This window comes from Streptomyces canus, assembly GCF_041435015.1.
GTDB classification, from domain to species: Bacteria; Actinomycetota; Actinomycetes; order Streptomycetales; family Streptomycetaceae; genus Streptomyces; species Streptomyces canus_G.
This window is the reverse complement of record NZ_CP107991.1, coordinates 1-25,532: the sequence shown is the minus strand read 5'-3', so window position 1 is coordinate 25,532 and position 25,532 is coordinate 1. Positions and strand designations below refer to the sequence as shown.

The 25,532-nt window shown below is 68.3% G+C and carries 23 protein-coding genes and 6 pseudogenes; 16 read left to right on the top strand and 13 right to left on the bottom strand.

Annotated elements, in window-relative coordinates:
- Positions 1–23: 23 nt before the first annotated feature.
- From OG841_RS48145 to OG841_RS48135, 3 genes and pseudogenes are all read right to left on the bottom strand, one after another.
- Complete coding sequence (locus OG841_RS48145; protein WP_371571377.1) at positions 24–689, bottom strand: hypothetical protein; 666 nt, start codon at positions 687–689, stop codon at positions 24–26.
- 413 nt (positions 690–1,102) lie between these two features.
- Positions 1,103–1,825 (bottom strand): hypothetical protein, encoded by a 723-nt coding sequence (locus OG841_RS48140; RefSeq protein ID WP_371571375.1) that lies wholly within the window; start codon positions 1,823–1,825, stop codon positions 1,103–1,105.
- 375 nt (positions 1,826–2,200) lie between these two features.
- Positions 2,201–2,574 (bottom strand): annotated as a pseudogene (locus OG841_RS48135) (hypothetical protein); the annotation flags it as partial.
- A gap of 532 nt (positions 2,575–3,106) precedes the next feature.
- On the opposite strand from OG841_RS48135, the gene OG841_RS48130 reads away from it, so the two are divergent.
- The 3 genes and pseudogenes from OG841_RS48130 to OG841_RS48120 form a co-directional block, all read left to right on the top strand.
- Complete coding sequence (locus tag OG841_RS48130) at positions 3,107–4,369, top strand: ParA family protein (RefSeq protein ID WP_331723166.1); 1,263 nt, start codon at positions 3,107–3,109, stop codon at positions 4,367–4,369.
- The gene (locus OG841_RS48125) at positions 4,366–5,451 is read left to right on the top strand and encodes a ParB/RepB/Spo0J family partition protein (RefSeq protein ID WP_331723167.1); all 1,086 of its coding nucleotides are present in this window, start codon (positions 4,366–4,368) and stop codon (positions 5,449–5,451) included. The genes OG841_RS48130 and OG841_RS48125 overlap by 4 nt, the downstream gene beginning before the upstream one ends.
- A gap of 168 nt (positions 5,452–5,619) precedes the next feature.
- Positions 5,620–6,202 (top strand): annotated as a pseudogene (locus OG841_RS48120) (hypothetical protein); the annotation flags it as partial.
- A gap of 29 nt (positions 6,203–6,231) precedes the next feature.
- Here OG841_RS48120 and OG841_RS48115 read toward each other — a convergent pair.
- Together OG841_RS48115 and OG841_RS48110 are read right to left on the bottom strand one after the other, a co-directional pair.
- Positions 6,232–6,642: a hypothetical protein gene (locus OG841_RS48115; RefSeq protein WP_331723170.1), complete on the bottom strand. Its 411-nt coding sequence runs from the start codon at positions 6,640–6,642 to the stop codon at positions 6,232–6,234.
- On the bottom strand, positions 6,639–6,875 hold the full coding sequence (locus OG841_RS48110) for a hypothetical protein (RefSeq protein WP_331723171.1): 237 nt from the start codon (positions 6,873–6,875) through the stop codon (positions 6,639–6,641). The genes OG841_RS48115 and OG841_RS48110 overlap by 4 nt, the downstream gene beginning before the upstream one ends.
- Positions 6,876–7,521: 646 nt before the next feature.
- Here OG841_RS48110 and OG841_RS48105 point away from each other — a divergent pair.
- The 4 genes from OG841_RS48105 to OG841_RS48090 all read left to right on the top strand — a co-directional run bounded on the left by OG841_RS48105 (position 7,522) and on the right by OG841_RS48090 (position 11,264).
- Positions 7,522–7,737 carry a hypothetical protein gene (locus OG841_RS48105; protein ID WP_328643805.1) on the top strand — a complete coding sequence of 72 codons (216 nt, stop codon included), beginning with the start codon at positions 7,522–7,524 and terminating at the stop codon, positions 7,735–7,737.
- 522 nt (positions 7,738–8,259) lie between these two features.
- A complete protein-coding gene (locus OG841_RS48100; protein WP_371571372.1) occupies positions 8,260–8,853 on the top strand; it encodes a hypothetical protein in 594 nt (197 codons plus the stop codon).
- A gap of 1,256 nt (positions 8,854–10,109) precedes the next feature.
- Positions 10,110–10,799 carry a hypothetical protein gene (locus OG841_RS48095; RefSeq protein WP_331723173.1) on the top strand — a complete coding sequence of 230 codons (690 nt, stop codon included), beginning with the start codon at positions 10,110–10,112 and terminating at the stop codon, positions 10,797–10,799.
- 48 nt (positions 10,800–10,847) lie between these two features.
- Positions 10,848–11,264 (top strand): hypothetical protein, encoded by a 417-nt coding sequence (locus OG841_RS48090; protein WP_328643802.1) that lies wholly within the window; start codon positions 10,848–10,850, stop codon positions 11,262–11,264.
- Positions 11,265–11,626: 362 nt separating this feature from the next.
- On the opposite strand, the gene OG841_RS48085 is transcribed toward OG841_RS48090, so the two are convergent.
- The 4 genes and pseudogenes from OG841_RS48085 to OG841_RS48070 all read right to left on the bottom strand — a co-directional run bounded on the left by OG841_RS48085 (position 11,627) and on the right by OG841_RS48070 (position 13,530).
- Entirely contained in the window at positions 11,627–11,848 is a 222-nt protein-coding gene (locus tag OG841_RS48085; protein ID WP_331723822.1) for a hypothetical protein, read from the bottom strand.
- A gap of 151 nt (positions 11,849–11,999) precedes the next feature.
- Positions 12,000–12,359: pseudogene (locus tag OG841_RS48080) on the bottom strand (DUF4259 domain-containing protein); the annotation flags it as partial.
- Positions 12,356–12,811, bottom strand: a complete 456-nt coding sequence (locus OG841_RS48075) for a hypothetical protein (protein ID WP_328643801.1) — start codon at positions 12,809–12,811, stop codon at positions 12,356–12,358. The gene OG841_RS48075 and the pseudogene OG841_RS48080, both read right to left, overlap by 4 nt.
- A gap of 140 nt (positions 12,812–12,951) precedes the next feature.
- Positions 12,952–13,530, bottom strand: a complete 579-nt coding sequence (locus OG841_RS48070) for an ester cyclase (protein ID WP_331723175.1) — start codon at positions 13,528–13,530, stop codon at positions 12,952–12,954.
- Between the two features lie 169 nt (positions 13,531–13,699).
- On the opposite strand from OG841_RS48070, the gene OG841_RS48065 reads away from it, so the two are divergent.
- The 8 genes and pseudogenes from OG841_RS48065 (at position 13,700) to OG841_RS48030 (ending at position 23,098) form a co-directional block, all read left to right on the top strand.
- Entirely contained in the window at positions 13,700–14,401 is a 702-nt protein-coding gene (locus OG841_RS48065) for a TetR/AcrR family transcriptional regulator (RefSeq protein WP_331723821.1), read from the top strand.
- 604 nt (positions 14,402–15,005) lie between these two features.
- A complete protein-coding gene (locus tag OG841_RS48060) occupies positions 15,006–15,239 on the top strand; it encodes a hypothetical protein (RefSeq protein ID WP_328643889.1) in 234 nt (77 codons plus the stop codon).
- A gap of 20 nt (positions 15,240–15,259) precedes the next feature.
- A pseudogene (locus tag OG841_RS48055) lies at positions 15,260–15,388 on the top strand (IS5 family transposase); the annotation flags it as partial.
- 203 nt (positions 15,389–15,591) lie between these two features.
- Positions 15,592–16,221: a hypothetical protein gene (locus tag OG841_RS48050; RefSeq protein ID WP_328643799.1), complete on the top strand. Its 630-nt coding sequence runs from the start codon at positions 15,592–15,594 to the stop codon at positions 16,219–16,221.
- Positions 16,222–16,705: 484 nt separating this feature from the next.
- Complete coding sequence (locus OG841_RS48045) at positions 16,706–17,014, top strand: hypothetical protein (protein ID WP_371571365.1); 309 nt, start codon at positions 16,706–16,708, stop codon at positions 17,012–17,014.
- Between the two features lie 1,000 nt (positions 17,015–18,014).
- The gene (locus OG841_RS48040; RefSeq protein ID WP_328643798.1) at positions 18,015–18,650 is read left to right on the top strand and encodes an RNA polymerase sigma factor; all 636 of its coding nucleotides are present in this window, start codon (positions 18,015–18,017) and stop codon (positions 18,648–18,650) included.
- Complete coding sequence (locus tag OG841_RS48035; protein WP_331723819.1) at positions 18,647–19,723, top strand: CU044_5270 family protein; 1,077 nt, start codon at positions 18,647–18,649, stop codon at positions 19,721–19,723. Before OG841_RS48040 ends, OG841_RS48035 begins: the two co-directional genes overlap by 4 nt.
- Entirely contained in the window at positions 19,724–23,098 is a 3,375-nt protein-coding gene (locus tag OG841_RS48030) for a S8 family peptidase (RefSeq protein WP_331723818.1), read from the top strand.
- An 83-nt stretch (positions 23,099–23,181) separates the two neighbouring features.
- On the opposite strand, the gene OG841_RS48025 is transcribed toward OG841_RS48030, so the two are convergent.
- From OG841_RS48025 to OG841_RS48020, 3 genes and pseudogenes are all read right to left on the bottom strand, one after another.
- Positions 23,182–23,391: a hypothetical protein gene (locus tag OG841_RS48025; protein WP_331723180.1), complete on the bottom strand. Its 210-nt coding sequence runs from the start codon at positions 23,389–23,391 to the stop codon at positions 23,182–23,184.
- Between the two features lie 117 nt (positions 23,392–23,508).
- A pseudogene (locus OG841_RS48710) lies at positions 23,509–23,703 on the bottom strand (IS256 family transposase); the annotation flags it as partial.
- Positions 23,648–23,905 (bottom strand): annotated as a pseudogene (locus tag OG841_RS48020) (IS256 family transposase); the annotation flags it as partial. The pseudogenes OG841_RS48020 and OG841_RS48710, both read right to left, overlap by 56 nt.
- 53 nt (positions 23,906–23,958) lie before the next feature.
- Between OG841_RS48020 and OG841_RS48015 the strand changes: the two are divergent.
- Positions 23,959–24,675: a polyprenyl synthetase family protein gene (locus OG841_RS48015; RefSeq protein WP_331723817.1), complete on the top strand. Its 717-nt coding sequence runs from the start codon at positions 23,959–23,961 to the stop codon at positions 24,673–24,675.
- Positions 24,676–25,035: 360 nt separating this feature from the next.
- On the opposite strand, the gene OG841_RS48010 is transcribed toward OG841_RS48015, so the two are convergent.
- Positions 25,036–25,532 (bottom strand): ATP-binding protein (locus tag OG841_RS48010; RefSeq protein ID WP_331723816.1); only part of this gene is annotated, 497 nt, incomplete at its 5' end.

Here is a 25,532-nt window from a genome sequence, read left to right as displayed (position 1 = left end):
GCTCCTTGCGCGATCGGGATGCTTCACCATTCGGGCCCGGGGAACGGGACCACCGGCAATGAATCTCCGAAAGACGAGTGTGATCCAGGCCACGGCGCGGTGCGGGGTCGGAGGACTTGGAGGTCCGGTGGCGGCTCTTGGACGACACGGATCCGCACACTCCCGTGAGGGACGCAGCGAACTCGCGGTCGGCCGCGGTCCCTTGGCGGCACTGCCCGGAACTGGAGCGGTACGCGGCGGCCCGCTCGGCAACGAGCGCGGCCGGCTCGTGCTGCACGGCGGCCCGGCCGGGCCCGGGCGGCGTTGGCCTGCTCGGGGAAGCGGATCACGTGCAGGGTGCTGCTGAACACGGTGCGCAGGTGGTTGCCGTCGCGGCGGGCGTACGCGAGAGCGAGGGCGACCGCGGCCGCCCGGCCGTCTCCGCCGCCGTTCAGGGCGTGGCGGCCGGTGGCCCGCCAGCTGGCCCCGTCCTCGTGTTCAGCGACAGCGGCCTGGCTGACGAGTCTGTCCAGCCAGTCGCTCAGCGCCAGGGCCTGGCGGACCTGGGCCCCGGGCGGGGCGTCGAGGTCGTGGGCGAGCAGTTCCAGCGCGAGGTCGCTTTGGCGTTTGGCGTGCAGCCCGTAGGAGACGACGGCCTCGTCACGGGGGCCGGTCGGGATGGCCGGGACAGTCTCGGGAGCGTGGTTCACGGTGAGGCAGCATAAGTCTCCTCATTGGAGGGCCCGGCGGGCATGATGTGGCTTCCCCGCGAGGGGGCTGATCGAATGCTTTGTGCGTGCTGCTACCTGAGTTCGACGGAGTAGAGGCGTCGGGGAACTCCCAGCCGTCGGTGCCTTCGCCGATGTCGGAGACGAACCCGCAGGTGTCGGCGCGGGCGATCACGATCTCCGGGGCGCCGGCCGTGGACATGCGCAGCGCGGTGCCGTCGTGCTGCCCGCCTCGCGAGCTTCGTGCCCTGTCCAGCGAGGAGCATCGCGCAGGTTCGACCCCGACCAGGCGTCCCAGGATGCGCCAGATGTCACTCGCCCCCCTTGCCACGGCCATCACCCTTGAGCGTCCCATCGCAGGTCTCTGTCGTGGAAGGCTTCGTGCGACCGTGCATCTACGGCCGGTGATGGCTCCGCCAGGCCTGGCACAGCGCCAGGAACTCCCCCTGTTCGGCGAGGAGGTCCTCGGTCCGCTGCAGGTGGCAGTCCAGCAGGTGCACGCCGTCCTGGAAGGGCTCGAAGCCGATCCGCTGCCAGAGCTCGCCCAGCTTCACAGCGGCGTCCCGGTGTTGATCCGCGGTCAGTTCGCGTCCGTCGGCGGAACCCGGCTTGCACGCGACCGCGGCGCAGCCCTGCGAGAGCCGGCGGATCGCGGAGCCCGCCAGAACGGGTCCGAGTCCCACCCCGCGCCATCCAGGCTCCAGGATGACCCGGTCCATGACCAACAGGTCGCCGACCGGCTGCGCAAGCGTGGCCTGGAGGCCAGGGGCCCAGTCTCCGGCGGCAACGTCAAGGACCACTTCGCCGATGCCCGCCACGTCCCCGGTGTAGGAGTCCATCGCCTTCCATGGATGGTCCGGGCCGAACATCCGCACCCGCACGAACGACATCCGGCCCACCGTGACGTCCTGGACCGCATCCAGCGCCTCCTGGTCCATGTCGCTGTAGGCAGCCAGGTCCTCTGCCAGGACGTCCGCGTCGATCCGGGCCGAGACCGTCCACACCTCCAACGTGTTCTCGAACTCGTACGCCTGGACGGGGTGTTCGTGGTGGTAAGCGAGGCTGATCAACGACAGATCGGCGGGCAACTGCACCATCTGGGGAGCCGTGAGGGTCACCCGGCCAGCGTGGTTCTGTCCGGCCGGCACCCGCCGGGAAACAGCGCGCTCTCACCCTTCGGCAAAGCCCAGTGCAGCCCTGACGTTGAAGCACAGCGCCGGATCTCGTGTGCACAGGCGTCTCACGTCTGACCAGCGCGGCGAGGACGGTGGATGCCGTGGCTCGTTTCATGGCGTCACTTGAGTGTGTCTACCGCGGCTTTGTACTCGGCGGCCTGGTCCGGCGTGAGGTAATGCGAGCGCGAACGAGGACGGTGTCGTGGACGTAGTCGTACTCGGCGAGCGCGGACATCGCCTTGGTGAGGGACTTGGATGTAGTCGGCGCGCGCCTTTGCGTCCGATGCATCGGCGAAGACTTCGATCGCTCCCCCGCGTTCGCCGCCCGATCTCCCGAAGGAAGCCGCAGAACACATCAAGTCGATCCTGGCCCTGCAACTCCCGCAGGTCGACGTCGAAGTCGACTTCATCGCCGGCGCGGAATCGCAAGATCGCCAACACGTCGGCAGTCGGCCACGCCCGCAGGACCGGGCACTCGGCATCCGTCAGGCGGGACAGCACGGCCTCCGCCCGGGGCACCGGAAGCACCGTCTCTCCCTCGGAGTACTGGCACTTCCAGCCCTTCTCCACGACAAGATCAAGGACCGCCTGCCAGTCCTCCACCGAGGCATCCGGGACACGCCGGCCGGCAGCGACCCCATCAAGTCCGGGTCGAAGAAGGAACTCACGTCTTCCCACAGCAGATCAGCCACCCCGCCATGCTGCCCGGCTCCCACACCCAACGCACCCCCGTTTCCCTTGACCAAAGACATAGGGGCACCCCCCGGCCAAGGCGGTACGGCCTGCCTCAATCCGTTCGAAGCACCAGAGCAAGGTGACGTAGGCAGTCAGGGCCTACGCGATCAGGGCTACTGCCACCGCTGCCAGCGCCAGCACCGTTGACGACACCCCAGCCAGAGCTGACCAATCGTCTGCTCCCATGATCACCCTTTCCTCGTCGAGGACCCCCCAGCAGTTGCCGCGCCGGCGCTAACTCTGTCCGTCCTCACCCCTGGTTATGCCGCTCCCCTGCTTCCCGTCAACGCTGCGATGGCCGACAGGCGCCGTGCAGGGCGGCTCCCCTATTACGCCGTAATAGGGGAGCGCCGCTCCTGGCGGCCACGGCCCGGCTATTACGCCGTAATAGCTCCGAGAGCAGCAGCGGCGGGGCTGACGCACCAACAGATATGCATAGCTAACGTGTCGATGCAGCTAAGGATCATGAACGTTAGTAAGGTGTCATCCATGAGTTCTCCAGCCACCTCCAGCGACCGCGAGAAGGTCGTCTCCAAGCTGCCGGGATGGCTCCGGCAGAACCTCAAAATCAGATCCGCCCAGCACGGCATCGAGATCCAGACGGCCGTCGAGCAGGGCATCCGCGACTGGTGCAGCCTGGCCTCCACCCCGGCAACCATCGACACGGCCGGCGCCGACTCCTTCTCCACCTTCTTGCCCCCCGGCCAGTGGGAAGAGTTCCGCCAGGTCACCACAGACCGCGGCGTCTCCCTGATCCAGGGCCTGGCTCAGTCCATCCAGCTGTGGCTCGACTCCAACCCCGCACCGGACGTTGAACGACCTGAGATCACCCGTCGCATCATCGTGTGCAACCAGAAGGGCGGCGTCGGCAAGACAGCGATCACTGCCGGCCTCGGTGAAGCGCTCGCCGAAGACCCCAACGCCCTCCACGCGGTTCGAGTCGCCAAAGCGCTCGCCAAAGCGCTGCGCTCAAGCGATACCCAAGCCGAACGCGAGCCGGCCAGTGACCCACTCGACATCGAGAACCTGCCCGGCCTCGGACTACGCGTACTCCTCGTCGACTTCGACCCGCAGTGTCACCTCACCAACCAACTCGGAGCCGCGCCCCTGCCGATGGACGGTGACAGCCTCACCGCCCACATGGCCGGCTCCCCCAACGGCGATCTGCGGGACCTCATCGTCTCCATCGGAGAAGACACCTTCGACGGCCGACTCCACCTTCTGCCCGCCTGCAACGACGCCTTCCTCCTCGACGTACGCCTCTCGGCGGTGCGGGCCCGGGAAGCCGCTCTGGAACGTGCGCTCGCCCCACTCGAAGCCGACTACGACGTCATCGTCGTCGACTGCCCGCCCAGCCTTGGCCTCAGCATGGATGCCGCCGCGTACTACGGTCGCCGCCGCGACGGTGAAAGGCCGGGCCAGTCCGGTGCTCTGATCGTCGTTCAGGCAGAAGACAGCTCCGCAGACGCCTACGAACTGCTCACCACACAGATCGAGGACCTGCGTAACGACCTGAAGGTCGACATCGACTACCTCGGCATCGTCGTCAACCTCTACGACTCCCGTCGCGGCTTCATCGCCACCTCCTCCCTGCAGGGATGGGTCGACATAAAGGATCCACGGGTCGTCGGCCTCATCGGTGATCTCAAGGAACAGAAGGAAGCAGTCCGCATGAAGCAGCCGCTGCTGTCATACGCCCCCAAATCGCAGCAGGCGATCGGCATGCGCGCACTGGCCCGGGAGATCGCATGAGCAAGGCCGACCAGCTGGGTGCCGGCCGCTTCGGCGGCACCGTGCGCACCGTCAGCGCGCGCCGACAGGCCGTCGCTGCCGCGACCGGCGTCCCCACCGACGGTGTCGCCCCACCCACCGAACTCCCCACCCACCGCGTCAGCCTCAACCCCGACAATCCCCGTTCCGCCATGGGGGATCTCACGGAGCTCGCGGGCAGTCTGAAGACCCACGGTCAGAAGCAGGCCATCACGGTCATGAACCGCGACGCCTACCTCATGGCGAATCCCGGGCTTGAAGCTGACCTTGAGCCGGACACGACCCACGTTGTTGTCGACGGCAGCAGCCGCCTTGCCGCCGCCCGCGAAGCAGGCCTCGCCACCATAAAGATCATGGTCAGCGACGACCAGGGCGCCACCCCCGAGGAAGTCCTCGAATCCGCCCTCGTCGCCAACATCCACCGCGAAGACCTCGCGGAACTCGACGAAGCCCGCGCACTGCAACGCCTCCTGGCCATCCACGGCAGCCAGGTAGCCCTGGCCAAACGGCTGCACCGCTCCCAGGGATGGGTGTCACAACGCCTGGCGCTGCTCAATCTCACCGACGAACTCAAGGCCCGGATCGGCCAGGAGCCCATCGACCTGCTGCGCGCGATCGCCGGCAAGCCGGCCGACCAGCAGGAGGCGGCGCTGGCAGAGTTGAAGGCTGAGCGTGCCCGAAAAGAGGCCGAGAAGCCCGCCCGTCGGCCCGGGAGGCGACGGAAGGAAGACGCGTCAGGCAGCGGGACTCCAACAGATGCTAAGGAACCCCGGGCAGAAGAGCGGGGCAGCAAGGGGATCGCCGTAGGGACGCCCGTGCCCGAACCGCGATCTCAGAATGAGGCGTCTGAGCGAGAGGAACCGACGGAGCCGTCGGAGCTGGTGCGCGCACTGCCGTACGACGACCCGGTGTTCATCGCGATGCACCTGCCCCTCAAGATGGAGAAGCCAGTCTTCTTCGAGATGCTCCGGCTCCTCAACCGGCAGGCCCAGGAGCTGGACCCCGAGGAGTTCAAGAAGGTCCTGCATCAGTTCACCGATCGCCCGGTGAACCACGGCAGCTGACGTGTGATCACAGCAAGGTGCCCTTCCCAGCTCAACAGGGGAGGGGCACCTTGCTGTCTGCGGCATAACCTGATGACAAGACCAAGCCTTCCCATCTCGGGCGCCGCGGGGGCTATTACGCCGTAATAGCCCCCGCGCAGGCGAGAGCTGCACAACGCGGGGGAGCGTGTGTACGCTCACCGGGCCCTGTCCGACGATTCCGACCTAGCCCGCGCCATCGCCGTCCTGGCCCGAGTCCAGCAGGACGCGACCTGGAGCCGGCAGCAGATGTCCAACCAGCTTCGTTCCTGTTGCGCGAGTACTACCCCGCCGCCTGGACCAACGGCCTGTGTCGGGCCGAAGCCCGCGAACTCCTCAAGCTGGCGCCCCGCCAGAGCCGCGTGACTGACCCGCGCCCAGATCACTGCCGCCCTCAAGCGGTCCGGCCGCAAGCGCGACATCGAGGCCGACATCGGACGGCTCCGGGAAGCCCTGCGAGGTGACTGGGCTCGGCAGCCGCCACTGGTCGAGGACGCATTCGGCAAGCAGATGCTGGCGCTCTTGATTCAGCTGGACGCAGGCCTTCGTCGCGCTGACCGCGTCACCCGGAGCCAAGGTCCACTACCGCCGACGGCGTGACGAGCGCGGCGACTGGCACGCGTCCGCCCTGCGCAGCCTCTTCAACCGCATGATCGGCCAGCTCTACCACTTACTCCAGCACAGCCATCACTACGACGAGGCACGGGCACTTCTGCCTCCGCCGGAAGCTGCCGAAACGGTCCCCGCACAGATCACGGACGATCAGGCCACAGGAGGCTGCACCCAAGGCGCAAGACGTTCCCCAGCGGCCAACTCGCGCACGTATCGAAAGACGGTGCCCTGGACGATGTCGAGCTGGTCGGCAGCGATCAGGCAAGTGGCCCGATCCGGGCCACCAGCGTCCGCTTCGAAGGCAAGGACGACAGGTGGTGTCTCGCCGACCTGGTCGGCAACCAGCCGCAGCTCGTCCGGCGTCGGTGCACGGAAGACCGGATCGTGGAAGCTGGCCGGGCACCTGACCAGGACCGGGTCGGAGAAGACAAGTTCCAAGTGATGGGCGTATGAGATGTCGTGCCCGGCACCCAGTCGCAACCGGCCGGCGTTCCACTCCACAACGTCCCAGTCCCACCAGGATCCCTCGGGCAGCTGGATCACCACCTGGCCCTTGCTCATGCTCCGGACTCCGGGATGGCCAGGCCGAATGTGCGCAATCGGGGAAGACAGATCTCCAAGCAGGCTTCCACCGATGCTGCGTCCGTCCGTACCAAGAGGTCCTCGCGGAACGGGGCTCCGCTCGCGACGAACGTCCACGGCTTCACGCCCTCGCGCATGCGCTCGGCGTCAGCCTTGAACAGGACCGTGACCCCCTGCTCGGCCAGCGATTCCATGATCCGCACCACGTCCACCGAAGCTCCCTTGCGCACGCAACCCAAACAGTCAGCAAAGCTACACAGACATCAACGCCGCCCACTTGACGGCTTGGGGCCGCGAGGCGTCTAGTCACGCGACTGAGGGCGCTGGGGGCGCTGGATGGCTGTACCGGCTGCAGTGAATCAGGCGGCCGTGCGTCGAGTTGTCGAACGTGGACGCGGTACACGGGCCTTCTCGGCGTCCGCTGCGGGACTGTGTGACGGGCCGGTTCGAGAATGTGAGCGTCACTTCCCGGGCTGGTACAGGGCGGCGACGACCGGGCGGCACGTCGGCTCTGAGCCGTGGCTGGAGCGGGACCGGCTGCTCAAGGAATTCCACGGACTGGGTTCGATGACGGCGGACTTGTCCCGTCTCGACTGATCGCCGGCGGTGAGTGCGGGACATCCCGGCATCCGGTGCGCGCACCGACAATGTCGTGCACTGGCCGTGAACCGCGCCGCGAACACCGGGTCTGCACCGCGCCGCGTGTGGGCGGTGCGCGGCTGCGTGAGCGGGTCAAGGCCGGAAATCCAGCCGGGCAGAAGCGTTTTGCTGCCAACGACCAGTAATCAACCCACGGCGTGGAGTGGTTCGAGCTACTTGTGGGCTGGGACGTTTCACGGTGGCGGGGAGGGCGGGCCGGTGGTTCTGTCGATCAATGTTGCGGTTCTGCTGGCAGTCATCATCGTCGTACGGCTGCGGAGGCGTACGGAGGCCCGGAGCCGGAACGACGAGAAGCTGACCGTCGTGATCGTGTTGGTCTTCGGCGTGCTGATCGCCCCTACCGCGTTCGGCAAGACCGTTCTCGACGTCGTCGGCCAACTCGCGCAGGGCGTTACCCAGTCGGGCAGCCCGTGAGCGCTGTGCCCTTTCCCGCCCCGTCGCTCGGGGGTCGCGGTGGTGTGGCATCGGCCACGGACGAACCGTCCGGTCAAGGGGTGGTCAGGGGTCATAACGGACACTGCGGGCTGGGATGAACAGACCGCGGACAAGGGGTGCTACTTCACGGTGGCTCCGGCTTGTGCGCAGATCCGCGCGGGGGCCGGACGAGCGCCGACCCGGCCCGCAGGCCGGAAATGCGAGGACACCGTGCCCGCCGATCTCATGCCTGACCCCGCCCGCAAGCCGCACGCCACCAACAACCAGGCGCCCGCCGACGACGTGGACCACCTCGCGCAGGCCCCCTCCATCACCCCCTCCACTGCTACTTCGCCCGCCGGGCGCATCGGTGCAGATCAGCCCCGGAAGTCAAGGTCTCGCGACGCGTTCGACAACCCTCCTAGGCCGACGCAGGTCTGGAAGCCGACCGGAGTGCGAAGGAAGGAAGTGCTGAGGGCTCCGGGGATCTTCCAGCGAGCTACCGCTGATCAGCTGTGGCGCATGCTGCGTCCCGCAGACCGGCACGACCGGATCACCAGGGACACCCTGAACGCGTTGAAGGACTCGGGCCTGGTCCGCGTGGAGACACGACTGGAGTCGGGACACCAACAGTGGGTGCTCACCGAGAAGGGCCACAAGGAAGCCAAGCTGCTGCTGCCGAAGAACATACGGATCTCCGCGCTGCGCAAGCTCCAGTCCGACGACGAAGGCCGGCTGGTGGAAGCCGACAGCTACGACGAACACGCCGCCGCCGTCACGACGACCGCCGCCGTACTCACCGGAGCCGGTTACGGCACCCCGCTGTCCTGGCAGACCGAGATCGTCGACTTCGCCGGGGGAGAGGTCAGGTCGGGCGCGGTACCAGCGGGCCGGGTGCCGCCAACAGCAGATTCGCTCCTTGAGCGCCGACCCGACCCGCCTACCCATCTCGCGGGGCCGCCCTCAGCGAGCCCCGTGCGGCACATTCGAGCCGCCGTACGACCATCTCACCGACTCCCTGGCTACCCCACGGATCGTCCAAAGCGGACCCGGCCCGGCCTGCTGCCCGGCTTCTCCGGCACCACTACCTCCGCCCGATGCTCCTCGTACGGGTAATAGTCGTACGTCTCGGCCACTTCGGGGTGCTCATCGAACACGGCATTCTCCAGCGCGCTGCGGGCTGCATCCAACGCGTCGATGGCCACCTGCAGTTGCTCCGCCGGAAACGCCCTCGGTCCTGTCCGCGGGTACGCGTTCACCAACCCGGTCTGCTCGTGCACCAACTGGCTCCGCAGGCCGGAGAGGACCTGGCCCAGGCGGAGGTGCTCGGGATGGGGGAGACCGCGCTTCGTCATCGTGCTGTTCCTCAGGTCGGGATCGGGCGCAGCGTACCGCTTGCCTCAGCAGACCGTGTCCTGCCTGGGGTAGCGCCAGCGTCCAACTGCCGCAGACGGCCCGGCCCTGGGCAAGATCACTCACTTACGTCCTGGTCTGGCCGACCAGGTACGGAGGACGATGAGGGACGGGCGAACACGACCAGGATGACGTTGCCCAGCTCGTGCAGCCGCCGCTCAGCGCGGCCCGCGTCCAAGAAGTGACCGTCGCCTGTGGGAAGCGATGGACGACGTCCGGCGCTCTCTGGTGTCATCCGAAGTTCTTGCCCGTCCTCGGCTACCGATGCGAAGGAGTCAAAGCCACTGCGGCAAGACGGTGGTGACGGTCCGAAAGGCAGATGGCGTGGCTGAGGCTAGGTGGTGGTGCGGGTGGCCTCCGCTCCTGATCGTCTATGTGCCCCAGCGTCGTGGCTGGCTTTCGGTGGTACAGGTCCATGATGGGTGGTTCAGGGCGGCCGCAGGTTGTATGCAGATCTTTGCGCCGGTTGTCGGGCCGACCGCACGGACCCGGGCGGCAGGTCACTCCGTGGTTGCTCTTTAGTAAGAAGCGGTCGCACCGGCAGGTCTCTGACCTGCACTTTTAGAACATCCATGGTGTTCTGCGGAGCACATTTGCCACCTCGAAATGTCAACGTGGCGGGCACATTTGGCCCGGGAAATCAAGCGCCAGTTGATTCTTGGACGCCTGACCTTCGGCAGGGGACGCCGCAGGTCAGGGCGGTACACCGAGACCGTCGAAGGGGCTGCTGCGGAGGTCCGCGGAGTGGTGAATGTGTCGCCATTGCGACACAGGAAATCAAGCACCGCTTGATTGGAGGGGTCGGGCGGCACTGAATCTCAACGCAGAGTTGATTTCTGGGGCAGCCGTGCGGCAGGAAGTGGCTTCGGTGGATTCTTCGGCGCGCCTCCGCACCAAAAGACAAGCTCTGGTTGATTTTTGGGCTAGTGTCTGGAGCGCCTGAGTAACAAGGAGGTCCTGTGACATCTGATCCGCCAACACCCCGCAGCCCGCGCCCCCGAGCTGTCCCCGACGGAACGTCCGAGGACGTCGGCTTCGACGACCTCTTGCAGGTGCTGGGTGAGCAGCTAGGCCAGGCCAACCCGAGCGCCGACCCCCGCGACCGCCGCAAGCTCAAGAACGTCACGTTCGAGTACGAGCCCGACCACCGAGCCGTGCACGACATGGCAGGCGACGCCGGCTACAGCCTCGCCTCCAACTGGTTCACGCAGTTGTTGGCGCAACTGGCCGTCGCCAACAGCATCACCAAGTCCCAGCTGTGCGTGTTCCTGTACGTTGCCGGCGGCCAGGAGCGTGGTACCGGCATCGCCGCGTACACCCAACAGGAGATCACCGACGGCCTGAACAAGCTCGCCGTCAAGAAGGGCGGTAAGCGGATCACCCGTTCCACGGTGAACCGCGCAGTCCGGGCGCTTGTCGGCTACAAGTGGGTGGAACAGGCCGGAAACGGCTTGATCCAGCTGAACGTGAAACTCTGGTTCCACGGGAACAGCACCGCCCAGCACACGGTCCTCGAGCAGATCGCCGCCCGGCACGAAAACGATCCGGAGGCCTTCCCCAACGCCATCGGACCCGAGGTGCACCAGGAAGAGCTGAATCTCGAGTTCACCCAACAGGCGTACTACAACAGAGGGAAGCGCACCGGGTGATACACGTCCGCCAACTGTCCCGCTGTCGTCGACGAGGAAGGAATACCGATGACTGAGGTCCTGTCCCCGGTCGTATCCGAACGCATCTGGGCACTGCCGATCTCCGGATCCTCGGTGAAGTTCTACAACTACCTTCTCTACCGATCCGACTTCGGCGGCCACCTGCCCATAAAGCAGAAGGACATGGCCCGGGAGTACAGCGTCACCCCGCAGGCCGTCAGCAACCTCATGGCGCCGCTGTGCGACCTCAACATCGTGCTGCGCCCGAAGAACGAGGACGGCGGCAAGGGCAACTCCTACCGCCTGCATCCCCTCGCGGCCAAGTACGCCAGCCCCGAGGACATGGAGAACTCGTTCCGGCAGGCCATCGCGAGCATCAAGGCGGGCGACCTTCCCAACCTCAAGCTGCCCTCCTACGCGACGGTGCCTCCCGCCGAGGGACGCCCCAACCTGCAGGTGGCCTGACCGCACAAATACAGGGGCCCCACCGACGTATCGGTGGGGCCCCTGTGCCTGAGTAAAAGGTTGTGACTGCACTATACCCATGTCCTACGGCTGCCATCCCGCCGAAGTACGCCTTCCAGGTCACGCTCCGCGGACCGCTGGCGGGTCGGCGCGATCGCGACCTCGTTCTTGCCCAGCTGTCGAACTACGGCTTCCGCGCGCCACAGCGCAGCGCCGAAGCCGCCCACATCGGCGCTCGCCGCGGACCCGCGGTGAGTCGAACCGGCGCCGAGATCCTGTCGGCGGACGGAGGCGGGTGCGGACGCCCTGGTGGTCCTAGCCCTGGTCCCCGGGCCCGCGAAGAAGCGGAAGCGGCCTTGGCATCAACTCCGAGGGTTGGCCGCCAACTGGTAGCAGCCGCCCGTGCACAGCACGGTGACCGTGCCGTTGTGGCTGATTGCTGCGGAACGAGTGTCGTGGGTCGTGGCCGCTGGGGTCTTGCTGGTTTCCCAGGGCATGGGAGCGGCCATGGCCTGGGGGGCGATGGCGGTGAAGACCGCAGTGCTCATGAACACGGCGGCAATCGCGCGCTTGCGTAGACGCATCTGGACTCCTCGAACGATGACGGGCCGTTGGGGTTCGGCGGCCGGCACACTCCGCGGGCGGGCCGCCCCGGCCGGCTGCCAGTCTCACTCTGGGGTCTGCCGCACGAACGGGTCCCGTCCCTGCGGTCGATTGGACTTCGTGGCGCCACTGAGCGGCGTCGGCACTGTCCACCCAGCCGGTCAGCTGTTCCGATCCGTCTTGGAGTACACACTGCAGAGCGAGCACGGCTGACGTGCGGAGAGCCAACGGAAGCTGCGGCAGAGGTTCTCTGGGTCCGTCATCAGGGTCGATCACCATCCCGCTGCCCGGGATTGTGCTGGCAACGAGAGCCGCGGCGGCCACCGCTTCGGTGCCGTCGCCACCATCCACGCGTGCTCCGGAATCCGTGACCCGCTGGAATGCTCGCTCGAGCACTTCGATGACCTTCTGAGAAGTCAGTCCCTCGAGTTCATCGACGAAGTCGGCAGCGAGATCGCTGTCGAATGGGCCTGTTCCCCATGGCCGTGTCACCCGGTCGAGTGGGCGGGGAGGGGGCCGGTTGCCGATGCGAGGGTGGTGGATCGCCACCCGTACCAGCCGCGGCACAGCACGTATGCCACTGCGGTGGCCAGTACGAGGGCCAGGTCGATCGGCCAGGTCGCTTTCGCGTCGGGTGTGTCGCCTGCCGTGATGGCGAATGCAGTGATCGCGAACTTGTGGACGAACACGAGTTCCCACGTGCCGCGCTGTGTGCGCGGCGCCACGGCGAGCATGACGAACAGGCCGACGAACACGAGGTAGGCGAGGGTCCGCCAGGCTTCCGACATCAGGCGTTCGGGTGCCACGGTGGCCATGATGGAGATTCCGTTGGCGAACGCGCCGAGGGTGGCGATCCCGCAGAGGGCGAGCAGTCCGCGTCCGGTCCGGTCCGCCAGGGATGTGGGCTTGTCGGTGGTGGCGGGAACGTCGGTGTGAGTCGGCATGGCGGATGTTTCCTCTCAAGGCTGCTCGACGAGTGTCGTGGGACGGCCGTGGTCGTCCGATGCGGTGACCGCAGCCGTCGGGTCGAGCGTGGGTAGGGTCCGAGTGTCGTCCGACGGGCGTGAGCGGGGCCGGCCGTGGCTCAGATGGCCTGGAGTTGCTGCAGCAGGCTCAGGGTGTCGGCGTTCAACCAGTACTCGGCGAATTTGCCGTGCTCCATGCGCAAGGTGTCGGTGCCGGTGTAGGTGATCACGGTGCCGGGCGCCGCCTTGGCTCCGGGGAAGCCGCCCGCGTAGGTCCCGGTGGCCACCCAGCGAGCGGACACGTAGCGGCCGTCGACCAGGGGGCCGACCTCCAGGTCGAACCGCAGGTCGGTGAAGACCGACCGGATCTGGTCGACCAGGCCCACCAGGCCCTCGACGCCGCGGATGGAGCTGCCGTCGGTGCCGTCGAGCAGGGCGGCGTGGACCCGGAAGTCGGGCGAGATGATGCCTGACGCCTTGGCGGTATCGCCGTTCCACACCGTGACCCAGGTGGCGAACATCGCCCTCGGGTTGTGGGCGGCGGCGTGCCGGTCGGAATCGGCCGCCGACGGGTGCGCGGCGGCGGCGGGTGCGGCTTGGGCGAAGGTGGCGGTGGACGCGACGGCCAGAGTGGCGGTCAGCGCGAGGGCGACCAGTCGGGCAGGGGAGCGGGGAGCGCGGGTGGATTCGACGTTCATGACGACCTCCGGTGACACCTTGTTTGAGCTAATAATGTTTGTTAGATGCTCTAACAGCGTGCGGGAGGCGTGACTGTACGTCAAGGCCCTGGACGGGTCTTGTTAGAGATAGTCATGATTACGATAGGCTCTAACGGAAGATTGGGGATGGCACGGAAGGCGACCGGCCATGGCGGTGACCCGCAAGCCACCTCGCGAGCAGTACCGCGAACAGGTGCGACAAGAGGCAAAACGACTGGCGTGGGAGCAGATCGCCACGGCAGGGGCGTCGGCGCTGTCGGTCAACGCCATCGCCAAACGGATGGCCATGAGCGGCCCGGCGCTCTACCGATACTTCACCAACCGCGACGCGCTCATCACCGAACTCATCCGCGACGCGTACCGGAGCCTGGCCGAGGCGTTCCGCAGTGCCGCGAGCACCGGTACGGACCTGGCCGGACTCGCCCACGTGCTCCGCGACTGGGCGCTGGAGGCCCCCCACCGGTACCTGCTCGTCTACGGCACGCCCGTGCCCGGCTACCACGCACCCGACGACGTGACAGAGGCAGCCTCGGAGATCATGTCGACGCTGCTCGACGCCTGCACGGCGACGGACCCGGCCACGAACACCGCCTTCGCCGAGCACCTCGAGCACCACCGCCAGTGGATGCGCGGTCACCCCGCGCCGTCCACGGCGGCACACCGGGCGCTGACCTTCTGGACCGCGCTGCACGGTGTGTTGTCACTGGAACTGGCGGGCCACTTCAAGGGGGTGGGTTTCGATCCCGCTCTGCTGTTCACAGCCGAACTGGATCGCCTGCTGGACCGAGGAGAGGCCGCGGCACCGCGCGCGCAGTCGGCAGGTACGGCGAACCACTCGCACTCGGAGTAGTCAAGGTCGCCGCCTCCCTCGACCGACAACTCTTCCAGGGTGTCGCAATCGCCCCGGAACCAGGTCGCACCACCCTGTCGGCCTTTCGTGAAGGCCGTCAGTTAGCCAGCGGAACTGGAACCTGCTGGCACGGTTGGGCCGCTATCTCCGCGACGTCCGGTGCGAAGTCGGCGATCGTGATGCGGGCAAGCTCCAGCCGACTCTCGTAGGCCACGAGCCCCCATGGTCGCCCCTTCGTGTCCGATGCCATCGACACCAGGACATTGGCAACCACCACAAGCAGCGTGGATGAGAAGCCGAGGAAACCAACGAGGTAGTGGACCCGTGCGGTATGGCACGGGCAGGCACTGGGCCTGGCCGTGGACCGAAGAAAGCGTGTCGAGTGACAAGTTGACGACAAGTCACTCGGACAGCGACATCTCCAATCGGAACCTACAAGCTCGTCACGTTGCGCTGGGTGTTGCCGTAGAGGTGCGCCAAGTGTTGCGCTGGATGTTGCGGTAGGTGTTGCGCCGGCCTCCACAGCGTCCCGAAGTACGCCCAGGTCACCACGGGCGTACGGCGTGGTCGGGCTGCTGACATCCCCGTTGCGACCCCTTCGACCATGCCCTGGCTGGAGTTGAGGATGAGGGAGGGCGGGATGGGCGGCGTGGACGTGGCCGGGGATCGGGGCGCGCTCGCCGGTGTTGCGCGCCGGGCGGTGCCGCCGCGCCAGGGCCGCCGACGGTGCGGCGGCCGGCCGGGGACGGGCGGCGCCCGGCAGCTCGCCCTGGACGACGTCCTGGACCTGGTCGTGCCCGAGACGGCCGACCGGCACGAGAAAGCGGCCGGCGGCTGAGAGGTCGTTTTTCACCTGGACTGCCCACCCGCTCCGAAGCCGTGATCCGCATTGCCATGACCGACCTGATGGCCCGCCGCCTCACCAGCGAGAACACCATCTCCTGGCGCGACCCGACACCTCAGACCAAACACCAAATTCCGGGATGAAACAACGGGAGAAAACGACCCCTTAACTGCCGAACCTGATCCGACCACGGGCGGGAGTGAGAGAGATCACCGGCCTCGAACCCGGTGGCAGGACGGTGACAATCGGAACGGATCCGTAGCGGACGTACAGGGCAACGGTCACGGGCGGTGGTGGGTCGTACGGGGGGCAAGGGCACAAGCCCGCGCATTCGACCGGGGAATCAATGGGGGAGACCATGCAGATCCGTACTCGAGGCATCCGTACCACCGTGGCCGCGCTGGCGGCCGTGGCCGGTGTCGCCGCAGCCGCCGGCCCGGTCGCCGCCGCCACGCGAGCCTCAGACACACCCCGGTTCCTGGAGCCGGCCGACCTGCCGCCCCACCCGTCCTCGCCGTGGTACGCCGGAGCGGTCACGGCCGGCCAGCCCGACCCGCTGCCGATGTGCGTGGGCGACGCGCTGCCGTCCACCACATGGCACCGCGAGTACTGGACGGAGTACGACACGAACGCCCAGCAGCTCACGGTCGAAGGGCGCAGCGAACAGTGGGCGAAGGACTTCGCGGCGCTGCTGCGCAAGGACCTGGCCGGCTGCGCGAAGAAGCTCATGCAGCAGGACCCGGACATCACGGCGACGCAGAAGTACTACGGCCGGCTGAACGTCGAAGAGGGCGCCGACGTCTACGGCATCCACACAGCCTCCGCCTGGGGCTCCTCCGACATCGGCCTCTTCTCGGTCGGCCGCGACGGCGCCACCGTGACGGTCGTCCGGTGGGGCCAGATGGGCACCTTCCAAAACGCCCAGGTGGCCGACTTCAAGGCCACGACCGTCACGGCGGTGAACAAGCTGTACTGAGCTTGTTGCGCACCACCACGGCGCCCCCCGTTCCCCGGGAGGGCGCCGTCGTCGTCCCGGCCGGGGCCCATGCAAGTACTGCGCTGCAATCACGAGACCACCCCAGCACTGCCACCACGCTGACAACCACCCACCGAGCAGCAGAACCAGGAGCAGCACCTCACCAGCCGCGGGCCGCGGGGACGATGCTGTTCCTCATACCTGACAGCCTCATAGGGCGACGCGTCTACCTGGGAAGACGGGGCGTGAGGCTCACAATCTCCGCGTCGTCGGGGAGCTCTAGGAGCGGCTTGCGCGGGGCGGGGAACAGCGGGCGCGGCCCGCCGGGCATCAGTCCGCGGCGCTGGAGGGTCTGGGCGCGTCCGCGGCACCAGGGGGTGCAGAACTTCCGGAGCCGGCGGGTGGCTTCGGGCAGGGGCTGGGTGCACACCGGGCAGTCGCCGGGCCCAGCGACCGGTGCCAGGCGCTCCAGCAGTTGCCGGACATGCTCGGTCTCTTCCTCCGTGTCGAAGTACCGGGCGTCGGCCTGGCATCCGGTGAGGAGCTCGGCGAACACGCCGCGCAGCGCGGTGAGGTCGCGGCGGCAAGCTCCGAGCAGGGCGAGGTAGTCGTCGACGGGCCAGGAGGTAAGAACCCCGGAGCGGCTTGCCGACACGACCAGCTCACCGCCAAGCTGCGGGCAGCCGGCCTCGGCGCCATCGCCGACCTGGGATTCATCGGACTCGACGACAGCGATCCCGACGCCGACCCAGCGGTGATCACCGGATACAAGGCTGCCCGGAACGACCCCTGACCTGCGGTCAGAAACTGGCCAACACGGCGCTGGCCGCGGTCCAGGCGCCGGTCGAACACGGCTTCGCCCACCTGAAGAACTGGCGGGTCCTCGGCAAGGTTCGCATCGATCCGAAGTGGGGAACCGCCCTGGTGAGGGCCCTGCTGGTCCTGACGAACCGAGAAGTCTCCCGGTGACCGATGATCTTCACTGAAGTCACCCGCCCGCGACCAGCACGAGCATCCCGAGCCCCACGCACACCAGCCCGGTGACCAGCAATTTCACGATGCACAGTGCTCACTGAGATCTTCCTCTATCACGGACGGGGCGCCCGACGGGTCGGCGCGGAGTGGAGACGACGGTGCACGAGCTGGTGGGGTTACCCCCGCAACTCCCGTCTCCCCCCACCAACTGGCCGGTGGTTCGTCTGGCCCCCAGACAAAAAAACCCCGACCCGAGCCCGGGTAGGGGTTTCGCCATCCCTCCTTGCGGAGGTCGGCCACGAAGCTAGTTGAGCAGTTCCGAACGTGACATTCAAGCGGAACCGGCAGTTCGTCTCTGCATCCCCGCAGAGCGCCAGGACCGGTCCGCGAGGCGAGCGTTCTCCAGCCTCCTCAGGTCTCCGCCGAGTGGCGGCCGGACCGCCGCCCCGGCAGACGGGCGTACTCCAAAGGGTCCCGAGCCGTATCTGATCTCGGTCACCGTCAAGGCGTGGCCCACCTTGAGCCGTACGGCAGTCGGATCGGATGCTGTCCGCGAGGGCCGGCATCCGCGCAACTCGGGCCACTCGCAGGCGAGTCGACCAGGCCCACACCCCCGCTGGCAACCGGTCCGGCAAACGTCCGCACCTCCTCACTGACCTGCTCACGAACCCGCAGGTCACCACGCCATGCAGGTCGTGGTCGGGAGGCTGACATCCCCTCTACGCCCCCGAGTCCGCGCCCCGCAGCAGGAAAAAGAGAAGTGGGCGGGTGTGACGTAGCTCACCGGAACTCGCGTGCACCGGCCGTCAGTTCAGAACGTGACCACAGATATGCGAACCCGGGTGCGAGAGGGAGATCCGGACGCCTTCGCGGAACTTTTCGACGAGTGTGCTCGCGTGGTGTACAGCCATGCCTACCGGCTGACCGCCGACTGGTCGCTGGCCGAGGACGTCATGTCGACGACGTTCATGGAGGCGTGGCGGCGCCGGGCCTCGGTCGAGGCCGAAGGGGGCTCGCTGCGGCCATGGCTGCTGGGCATCGCCACCAACGTCGTCCGGTCCCGCCACCGCAGCAACCGCCGCTACCGCAGCGCGGTGAGCGCCGCGGCCGCCGCTGAGGAACGGGTCGAGGACCACGCCGAGGAGACCGCCGGACGCCTGGACGACCGGCGCCGTCTCAACGCCACGATGGCCGCCCTCAGCCTGCTCAGGGGCCCCGAGCGCGAGGTGCTGACGCTGTGCCTGTGGGAGGGGATGGAGTACGTCGAGGCGGCCCGCGTCCTCGGCATCCCGGTCGGCACCGTCCGTTCCCGCATCTCCCGTGCCCGCGCGAAGCTGCGCAAACTCGCCGACGCACAACTGCTCGAAGAAAAACGGGAACTCACCCGCACGAACCGGCAGATAACAGGTGACCGCGGATACGCGGTCCGGTCCGCACAGGAAGGAAACCGATGAACGCCAGCCCCTCCCACCAGCCCCACCCGGCTGAGTGGACGGAGACGCAGAGTCTGCTGCCCTCCGTGGAGCGGGATCTGCCGGCGGGCCGCCACCAGTTCCACAAGGAGCAGATGATGGCCCAGATCCACGAAGACCTCCGCACCTCCTCCCGCACCTCCCATGTCGCGCCCGCGAAGCGCCCCAACCCGCTCCTGCGCCGTACGATCCTGCTGCCCGCCGGGGCCTTCGCCCTGGCCGGCGCGGTCGTGGGCGGCCTCGCCCTCACCGGCGGCGACGCGGACGGCGGCAGGACCGCCCTGGCCACCGGCCCCGCACTGACCACCCGGATCGGCACCGCCGACGCCAAGGGCGCCCCCCAGCTCCTCGACCGCATCTCCCTGGCCGCCGCCGACACCTCGGGGCCCACCCCGCACAAGGGCCAGTACATCTACATCGCCTCGAAGGTGGCCGACACCTACATCAAGGCCGACGGCGGCCGACGCGAGGCGGTCAGCGACGAGCTGCACTCCCGCCAGGTCTGGAACTCCCTCGACGGCAAGGACGGCTGGCTGATCGAGGCCGGCGAGACGAGCGACAAGGGCATCACCCTGACGAGCGACACCCCGTTCAGCGGCGCCTACAACGCCCTGGCCGAGCTGCCGACCGACCCCGACGCGCTGCTGCGGCGGATCTACCGTGCGTCGGACGCCGACCGGGACCCCGAGGTGCCGCGCGACCAGGCCGCCTTCGTCGCCATCGGTGACCTGCTGACCGAGAGCTATCCGCCCGCCGAGGTCGGCGCCGCCCTCTACAAGGCCGCGGCCAAGATCCCCGGGGTCGTCGCGGTGAACGACGCGGTCGACGCCACGGGCCGGCACGGCGTCGCGATCGCCCGCGAGAACTCCGTCGACGGCGAGCGCACCGAGTGGATCTTCGACAAGAAGACCCTGCAATTCCTGGGCGAGCGCATCGTGGTGGTCAAGGCCACGGCGGACAGTCCGCTCAAGGTCGGCACCGTCACGTTCACCAGCGCGATCACCGAGCGCGCGGTCGTCGACGCCAACAAGCAGGTTCCCGGGCAGGCGAGCTGAATGCGCGACAGAACCACAAGCGCCTCGCTGGCCGCCCTGCTGGTGGCGGGGCTGATGACGGGCGTCTCGGTGGCGGCCACGGGCTCCGGCCTCGGCCTGCGGGTGCAGGACACGGCCACGGTCGCGGCGCCCGGCGGCTCCGCCCTCGGCGCGCGGACCGCGGGCTCCGCCTCCGCGGCCGGCCGGTACGTCACCCTCCTCACCGGCGACCGGGTCCGGCTGGACGCCCGGGGCCGGGTAACGGGCGTACGGCAGGCACCGGGCCGTGAGCACGTCCCGGTGTCCGTGCGCGGCGCCGGGGGCGATCAGTACGTCGTTCCCGCCGACGCCGCCGCCCTGATCGGCCAAAACCTTCTGGACAAACGGCTGTTCGACGTCAGTGGCCTGATACGCGCCGGCTACGACGACACCCGGCGCGGCACGCTCCCGCTGATCGTGTCGTACGAGGGCGAGTCCGCCCAGCGCAGGAGCACACAGAAGTCGCTGGTCGCGGACGCGGACGCCACCGTGCGCCGGGAGCTGCCCAGTGTGGCAGGCGCCGCGATCACCGTGCCCAAGGCCGGAGCCGACGACCTGTGGCGGGCTCTCACCGAGGAGCAGGGAGTCGCGCGGGTCTGGCTGGATGGCCGGTTCAAGGCGTCGGCGGACGAAGACGGCGCAAACGCCCGGGAGGCGGGCGGCGGCGTCGCGCAGATCGGCGCCCCGGCCGCCTGGGCGGCCGGATACGACGGCAAGGGCGTCAAGGTCGCCGTCCTGGACACCGGCGTCGACACCACACACCCGGACCTCGCCTCGGCGGTGAAGGCGTCGAAGAACTTCACCGGCACCGGCAGCACCGACGACAGGGCCGGCCACGGCACGCATGTGGCCGCGACGCTGGCGGGCTCGGGCGCACGGTCCGGCGGCCGGTACAAGGGCGTCGCGCCCGGTGCCGGGATCCTCAACGCCAAGGTGCTGGACGACAGCGGCGAGGGCAGCGACTCCAGTGTCATCGCCGGCCTGGAGTGGGCCGCCGGGCAGGGCGCCAGGGTGGCCAACCTGAGCCTGGGCCAGGCCGACACCCCGGGGGAGGACCCGGTCGAGGCGGCGGTGAACGCCCTCTCGAAGAGCACCGGCATGCTCACCGTCGCCGCGGCCGGCAACGAGGGCCCGGACGCGGGAACCGTCGACTCGCCGGGGGCTGCGGAGTCGGCGCTCACCGTGGGCGCCGTCGACGGCGAGGACCGGCTCGCCGACTTCTCCAGCATCGGCCCGACCGCCGACAGCGCGCTGAAACCGGACCTCACGGCGCCGGGCGTGGACATCGTCTCGGCGAGGGCGGCGCACGGCCACATGGGCGACCCGGCTGCCGACGGCTATGTCTCCATGTCCGGTACGTCGATGGCGACGCCGCATGTCGCGGGGGCGGCCGCGATCCTGGCCCAGCGGCACCCGGACTGGACGGGCGCACGGATCAAGCAGGCGCTCACCGCGTCCACCACCCCGACCTCCGGCGCGACCGGCTACCAGCAGGGGACGGGCCGACTCGACGTGTCCCGGGCACTGGAGGGGGCGGTGGCGAGCGAACAGACCTCCGTGTCCTTCGGCAAGCAGCTGTGGCCCCACACCGACGACCGGCCGGTCACCCAGCACATCACCTACCGCAACGACGGCGACCAGCCCGTCACCCTGGACCTGACGGCCACCGCGACCGGCCCCGGGGGCAGCACGGCCCCCGAAGGCATGTTCACGCTGAGCACCACACAGCTCACCGTCCCGGCGGGCGGCACCGCCGGCGTCGATCTCACCGCGGACACCCGCGTCGAGGCGGCGGACGACGCCTACTCGGGCTCGCTGGTCGCCACCGTGCGCAACGGCGCCGGCCCCGCGGCCGTACGGACCGCCTTCGGCGTCGTACGCGAGGCCGAAGCATACGACCTCACCCTGAAGTTCCTCGACCGCGGCGGCAAACCTGTGAGCGCGCCGCTGACCGAGATCCTCGGGTACTCGGGCACGTACTGGACCACGGACCTCAAGGACTCCGAGCAGATCTCCAAGGGCGTATACCGGGTGCGGGTCCCGCGCGGCGACTACGTCGTGGACACCGTGATGGAAGACGCCAGGGGCACCTCCGCGCTGGTCCGGCCGCGGCTCTCGCTGACCGGGGACACCACGGTCGTCTTCGACGCGCGCAAGGCGAAGCCGGTCGGGATCACCGCGCCGCAGGGCGCGAAGATGTCCGACGGCCAGCTCAACCTCGCCGTGGGCACCGGGGACACCGGGGGCGAGCCGCACAACAGCACCCTGTTCTGGGGAACGTTCAAGAACCTGCGCACCGCGACCCTGGGTCCGACCGCCCCGGCCGGGAGGCTCAGTACGCAGCTCGGTGGCCTGTGGCAGAAGGGCAGCACCACCTACCACCTGCTCTACAACCTGCCCGACCGCTTCCCCACCGGCTACCGGCACACCACGCGCATGAACGAACTGGCCCTGCTGAAGCGGAACTTCGGCTCGTCCGTCGCACACCGCAAGGGCATCGTCAACGTCCTGTGGAGCGGCCCTACCCTGTCGCTGGGCACGGTGAGCGACCCCTTCCCGCTGCCGACGACCGCGAAGATCTACATCACCACGCCCAAGGGCTTCAAGTGGACGGCCAACCTGGGCCAGCGAAACGCCTCCGGAGACGACGAGGACGTCTTCTACGGCACGGAGAGCGCGAAGTCGTACCAAGCGGGCCGGACCTACGCAGCCACGTACAACGTCGGTGTCTTCAGCCCGATCACCGGAGGCCCGTACGGCGCACAGCGCGACGGCGACACCCTCGACCTGTGCGTCCCCGACCTCGCCGACGGGACCGGGCACCCCGCCTCCTCCACAGCGAAACGCCACACCACGGTCACCGCGGACGGCAGCACCCTGCTCGACAACGACGGCGCCCTCTGCCAGACCGTGGAGAAGCTCCCGTCCGTCCCGGCCCGCTACACGATCCGCACGAACCTGACTCGCCCGCCAGGCGTGGCCACGACCACGAGCCGCCTGACAGCGGCCTGGACCTTCACGTCCAGCCCGTCCGACCCCGGCTCTCTGCCCCTCTCCACGGTCCGCTTCCACCCGAAGCTGACCCCGACCGGCACGGCCCCCGCAGGCCGCCGCACCACGATCCCCCTCTCCCTCCAGGGCCCGGCGGCCACTGACCTGAAATCCCTGACGGTGAAGGTCTCCTACGACGCCGGCAAGACCTGGTCCCCCGCCCCGGTGACCACCACCCACGGCAAAAGGACCCTCACCCTGACCCACCCGGAAAACGCCCGCTCGGTCTCCCTCAAATCCACCCTGACCGACACCACCGGCAATACCTACGCGGTGACGATCCTGAAGGCATACCTCCTGACCTGACGTGGTCTAGACGAAAGACAGACCCCAGGTCGCTGACCTGGGGTTTCGTCATGGAGCGGGTGACGAGAATCGAACTCGCGCTCTCAGCTTGGAAAGCGGGTGCCGATCAATCCGATCGTCTCGACCTTCCAACCCAGCTGCCGGGCCGCCTTGCGCATCGCAGCCCTGATCAACTCGACTCCGCCGAGCCCTACGGCTTCCTCGTCGTCCAGATTCACCTGGTAGGAGCCGCCGAAGCCGCCGGCGTCCTCGGGACAGGACCGGCGCAGCAACGGGACCAGGACCTCGGCCATGGCGATGCAGCGCGGGTCCTTCGCATAGGAAGCCGACCATGTTCATCGCGGAGTTGAACCTCCCCGACTTCGCCACGTCGGGTCTGTCAAACGAGCGGTGTAACTGGGTAGTTGGGGTTACTGACGGGCTGCGGAGAGGCGGCCGTCGAAGGTGATGTCGAAGGCGTTCAGCGCGGTCTTCCAGCGCATGGTCCAGCGGGCCTGGCCTTTGCCGGTGGGATCGAGGGACATGATCGCCATGTAGACGCATTTCAACGTTGCGGGAGTTGCCGCCGTTCTTGCCCGCCGGATCGTGCTTGTCATAGCCGAGATGGTCGGTGATCTCGCCTTCCAGAGCGGACTCGAGCAGCCGCTTGGTCAGCTGCTGCAGCAGCCCGCCCTCGCCGGTCAGTCGCAGACCCTCGGCCTGGGCACGGCCCACCAACTCGTCGATCAACTGGTCGTCCACGGCCTTCACCGACGCAGCCTTCGTGGGCTCGACGCTCTCGGCCTCGGACACGTTCTCACTGGTCATCGATGCATCTTCCATGATCGGGAGTTACACCGAACGATTTACAGTCCCCCACCATGCTGCGCATCTACCAGCTCTACCTGCGGGCCCTGCGCGCCGGCCACGCCGGACAGGCCCTCGACCTCGCCGGACACCACACCGCCTTCGATGAAGCCGTCGAGAGTGGCGACCCTCGTGCCCTCTTGGAGCAGATCCGCACCACCCACCGCCTCAAAACGGGCAGGCTCGTGCGCTGCACGGCGGAGATCACCGCCATACTCGCGGGCGCGGACGAAGCACAACTCGCCGCGGTCTCCCGGTACTTCGAGGACGTCGGCATCGCCTACCAGATCAGCGACGACGTCATCGACCTGTACGGCCAGGTCAGCCCGGACGAATACCGCCAGGGCATCACCGTCCGTTCCCCCGCCGAAGACCTCGCCAACGCCACAGTCACCTACCCCGTGGCCCACGCCACGGGCCTTCTCGACACAGCCGACCGCCGGCGCCTGCACACGGCTCTGCACGCACGCACCGACGCCGGCGCCCTCGAGGCATCCGACCTGCTGATGCGCAGCGGTGCTCTCGATGTCTGCCTCACCGAAGCCCGCGAACTGGTCGACCACGCTTGGCAGGCCCTCGACCCGCTGATCCCGCCTACGCTCCACAAGGTGATGGTCCGGGCCCTGGGCTGGTACGCCGCACAGCGCGTATCCGAACACGACCCGCACGCGCCCATCCCCCCGCCTCATCGCTCAGCGGCACTGCCCTTCGTTGAGGCGGGTCGGGAGTGATCACGTTCGGCAGGCCGACGATCGCGCACGAGACCTGGTGCTGCGTGCAGTTTGGACAGTGCTGCCGGGTGCGTGAGGCCCCGCGCGCGCCGTCCTGGTCGGGGTGACCAGGACGGCGACCACGGATCTGGCCGCGCCCTGCTCACCCCCGACCACGGCTGGTCAGCACCAGCCAAGGTGCGTCCACTGGCCCGCGCGTCATGCCCGCCGGTGCGCGGGGCCGGTCCAGTGGACTCGTTGGCCGGGCTCGAGGGGCGGGCCCGCGGGGACAACCAAGGACGGTCTTCGCTCCAGGCTGGCAGCACGTCACGTCTGCGCAAGGCGATTGTGTCCAAGGGATTGGGCGGACAGCGAATGCTGTCAGGGCAGTGCTGTGCTCAGGCGGATGGTGGTGCCGTGCTCGGCTGTGGAGCGGATCTGCACCAGGTCGCACAGTTGGTGGACCAGCCACAAGCCGCGGCCGCCGATCTGTTGCGGCGTGGGACGGGACCGCCCGACCAGCGGGTCGTGGATGTAGCCGGTGTCGTCGAACTGGCAGATGAGGGTGTCGTCGCTGACCCAGGTCCGCAGGGTTCCGCTGCCGCCGCCGTGCCGCACGCTGTTGGCGGCCACCTCGGTGGTGGCCACCAGGAGTTCCTGCAGCCGCGGGCCCGCCAGCCCGTGGCGGGTGGCGCAGGCGGTGACCTTCGCGCGGACTCTGCCCAGGTCGCCGGCGCCGTAGATCAGCGGCTGGTCGGGATCGCAGGGCGAGCTCAGCTCGTCGAAGGTGAAGGGTTCGTCGGCGAAGGCCAGGTTGTCGCCGTGGGCGCCTTCAGTGAGGTGGTAGGGGTGGCATCGGCGCGCGGAGTCCAGGACGG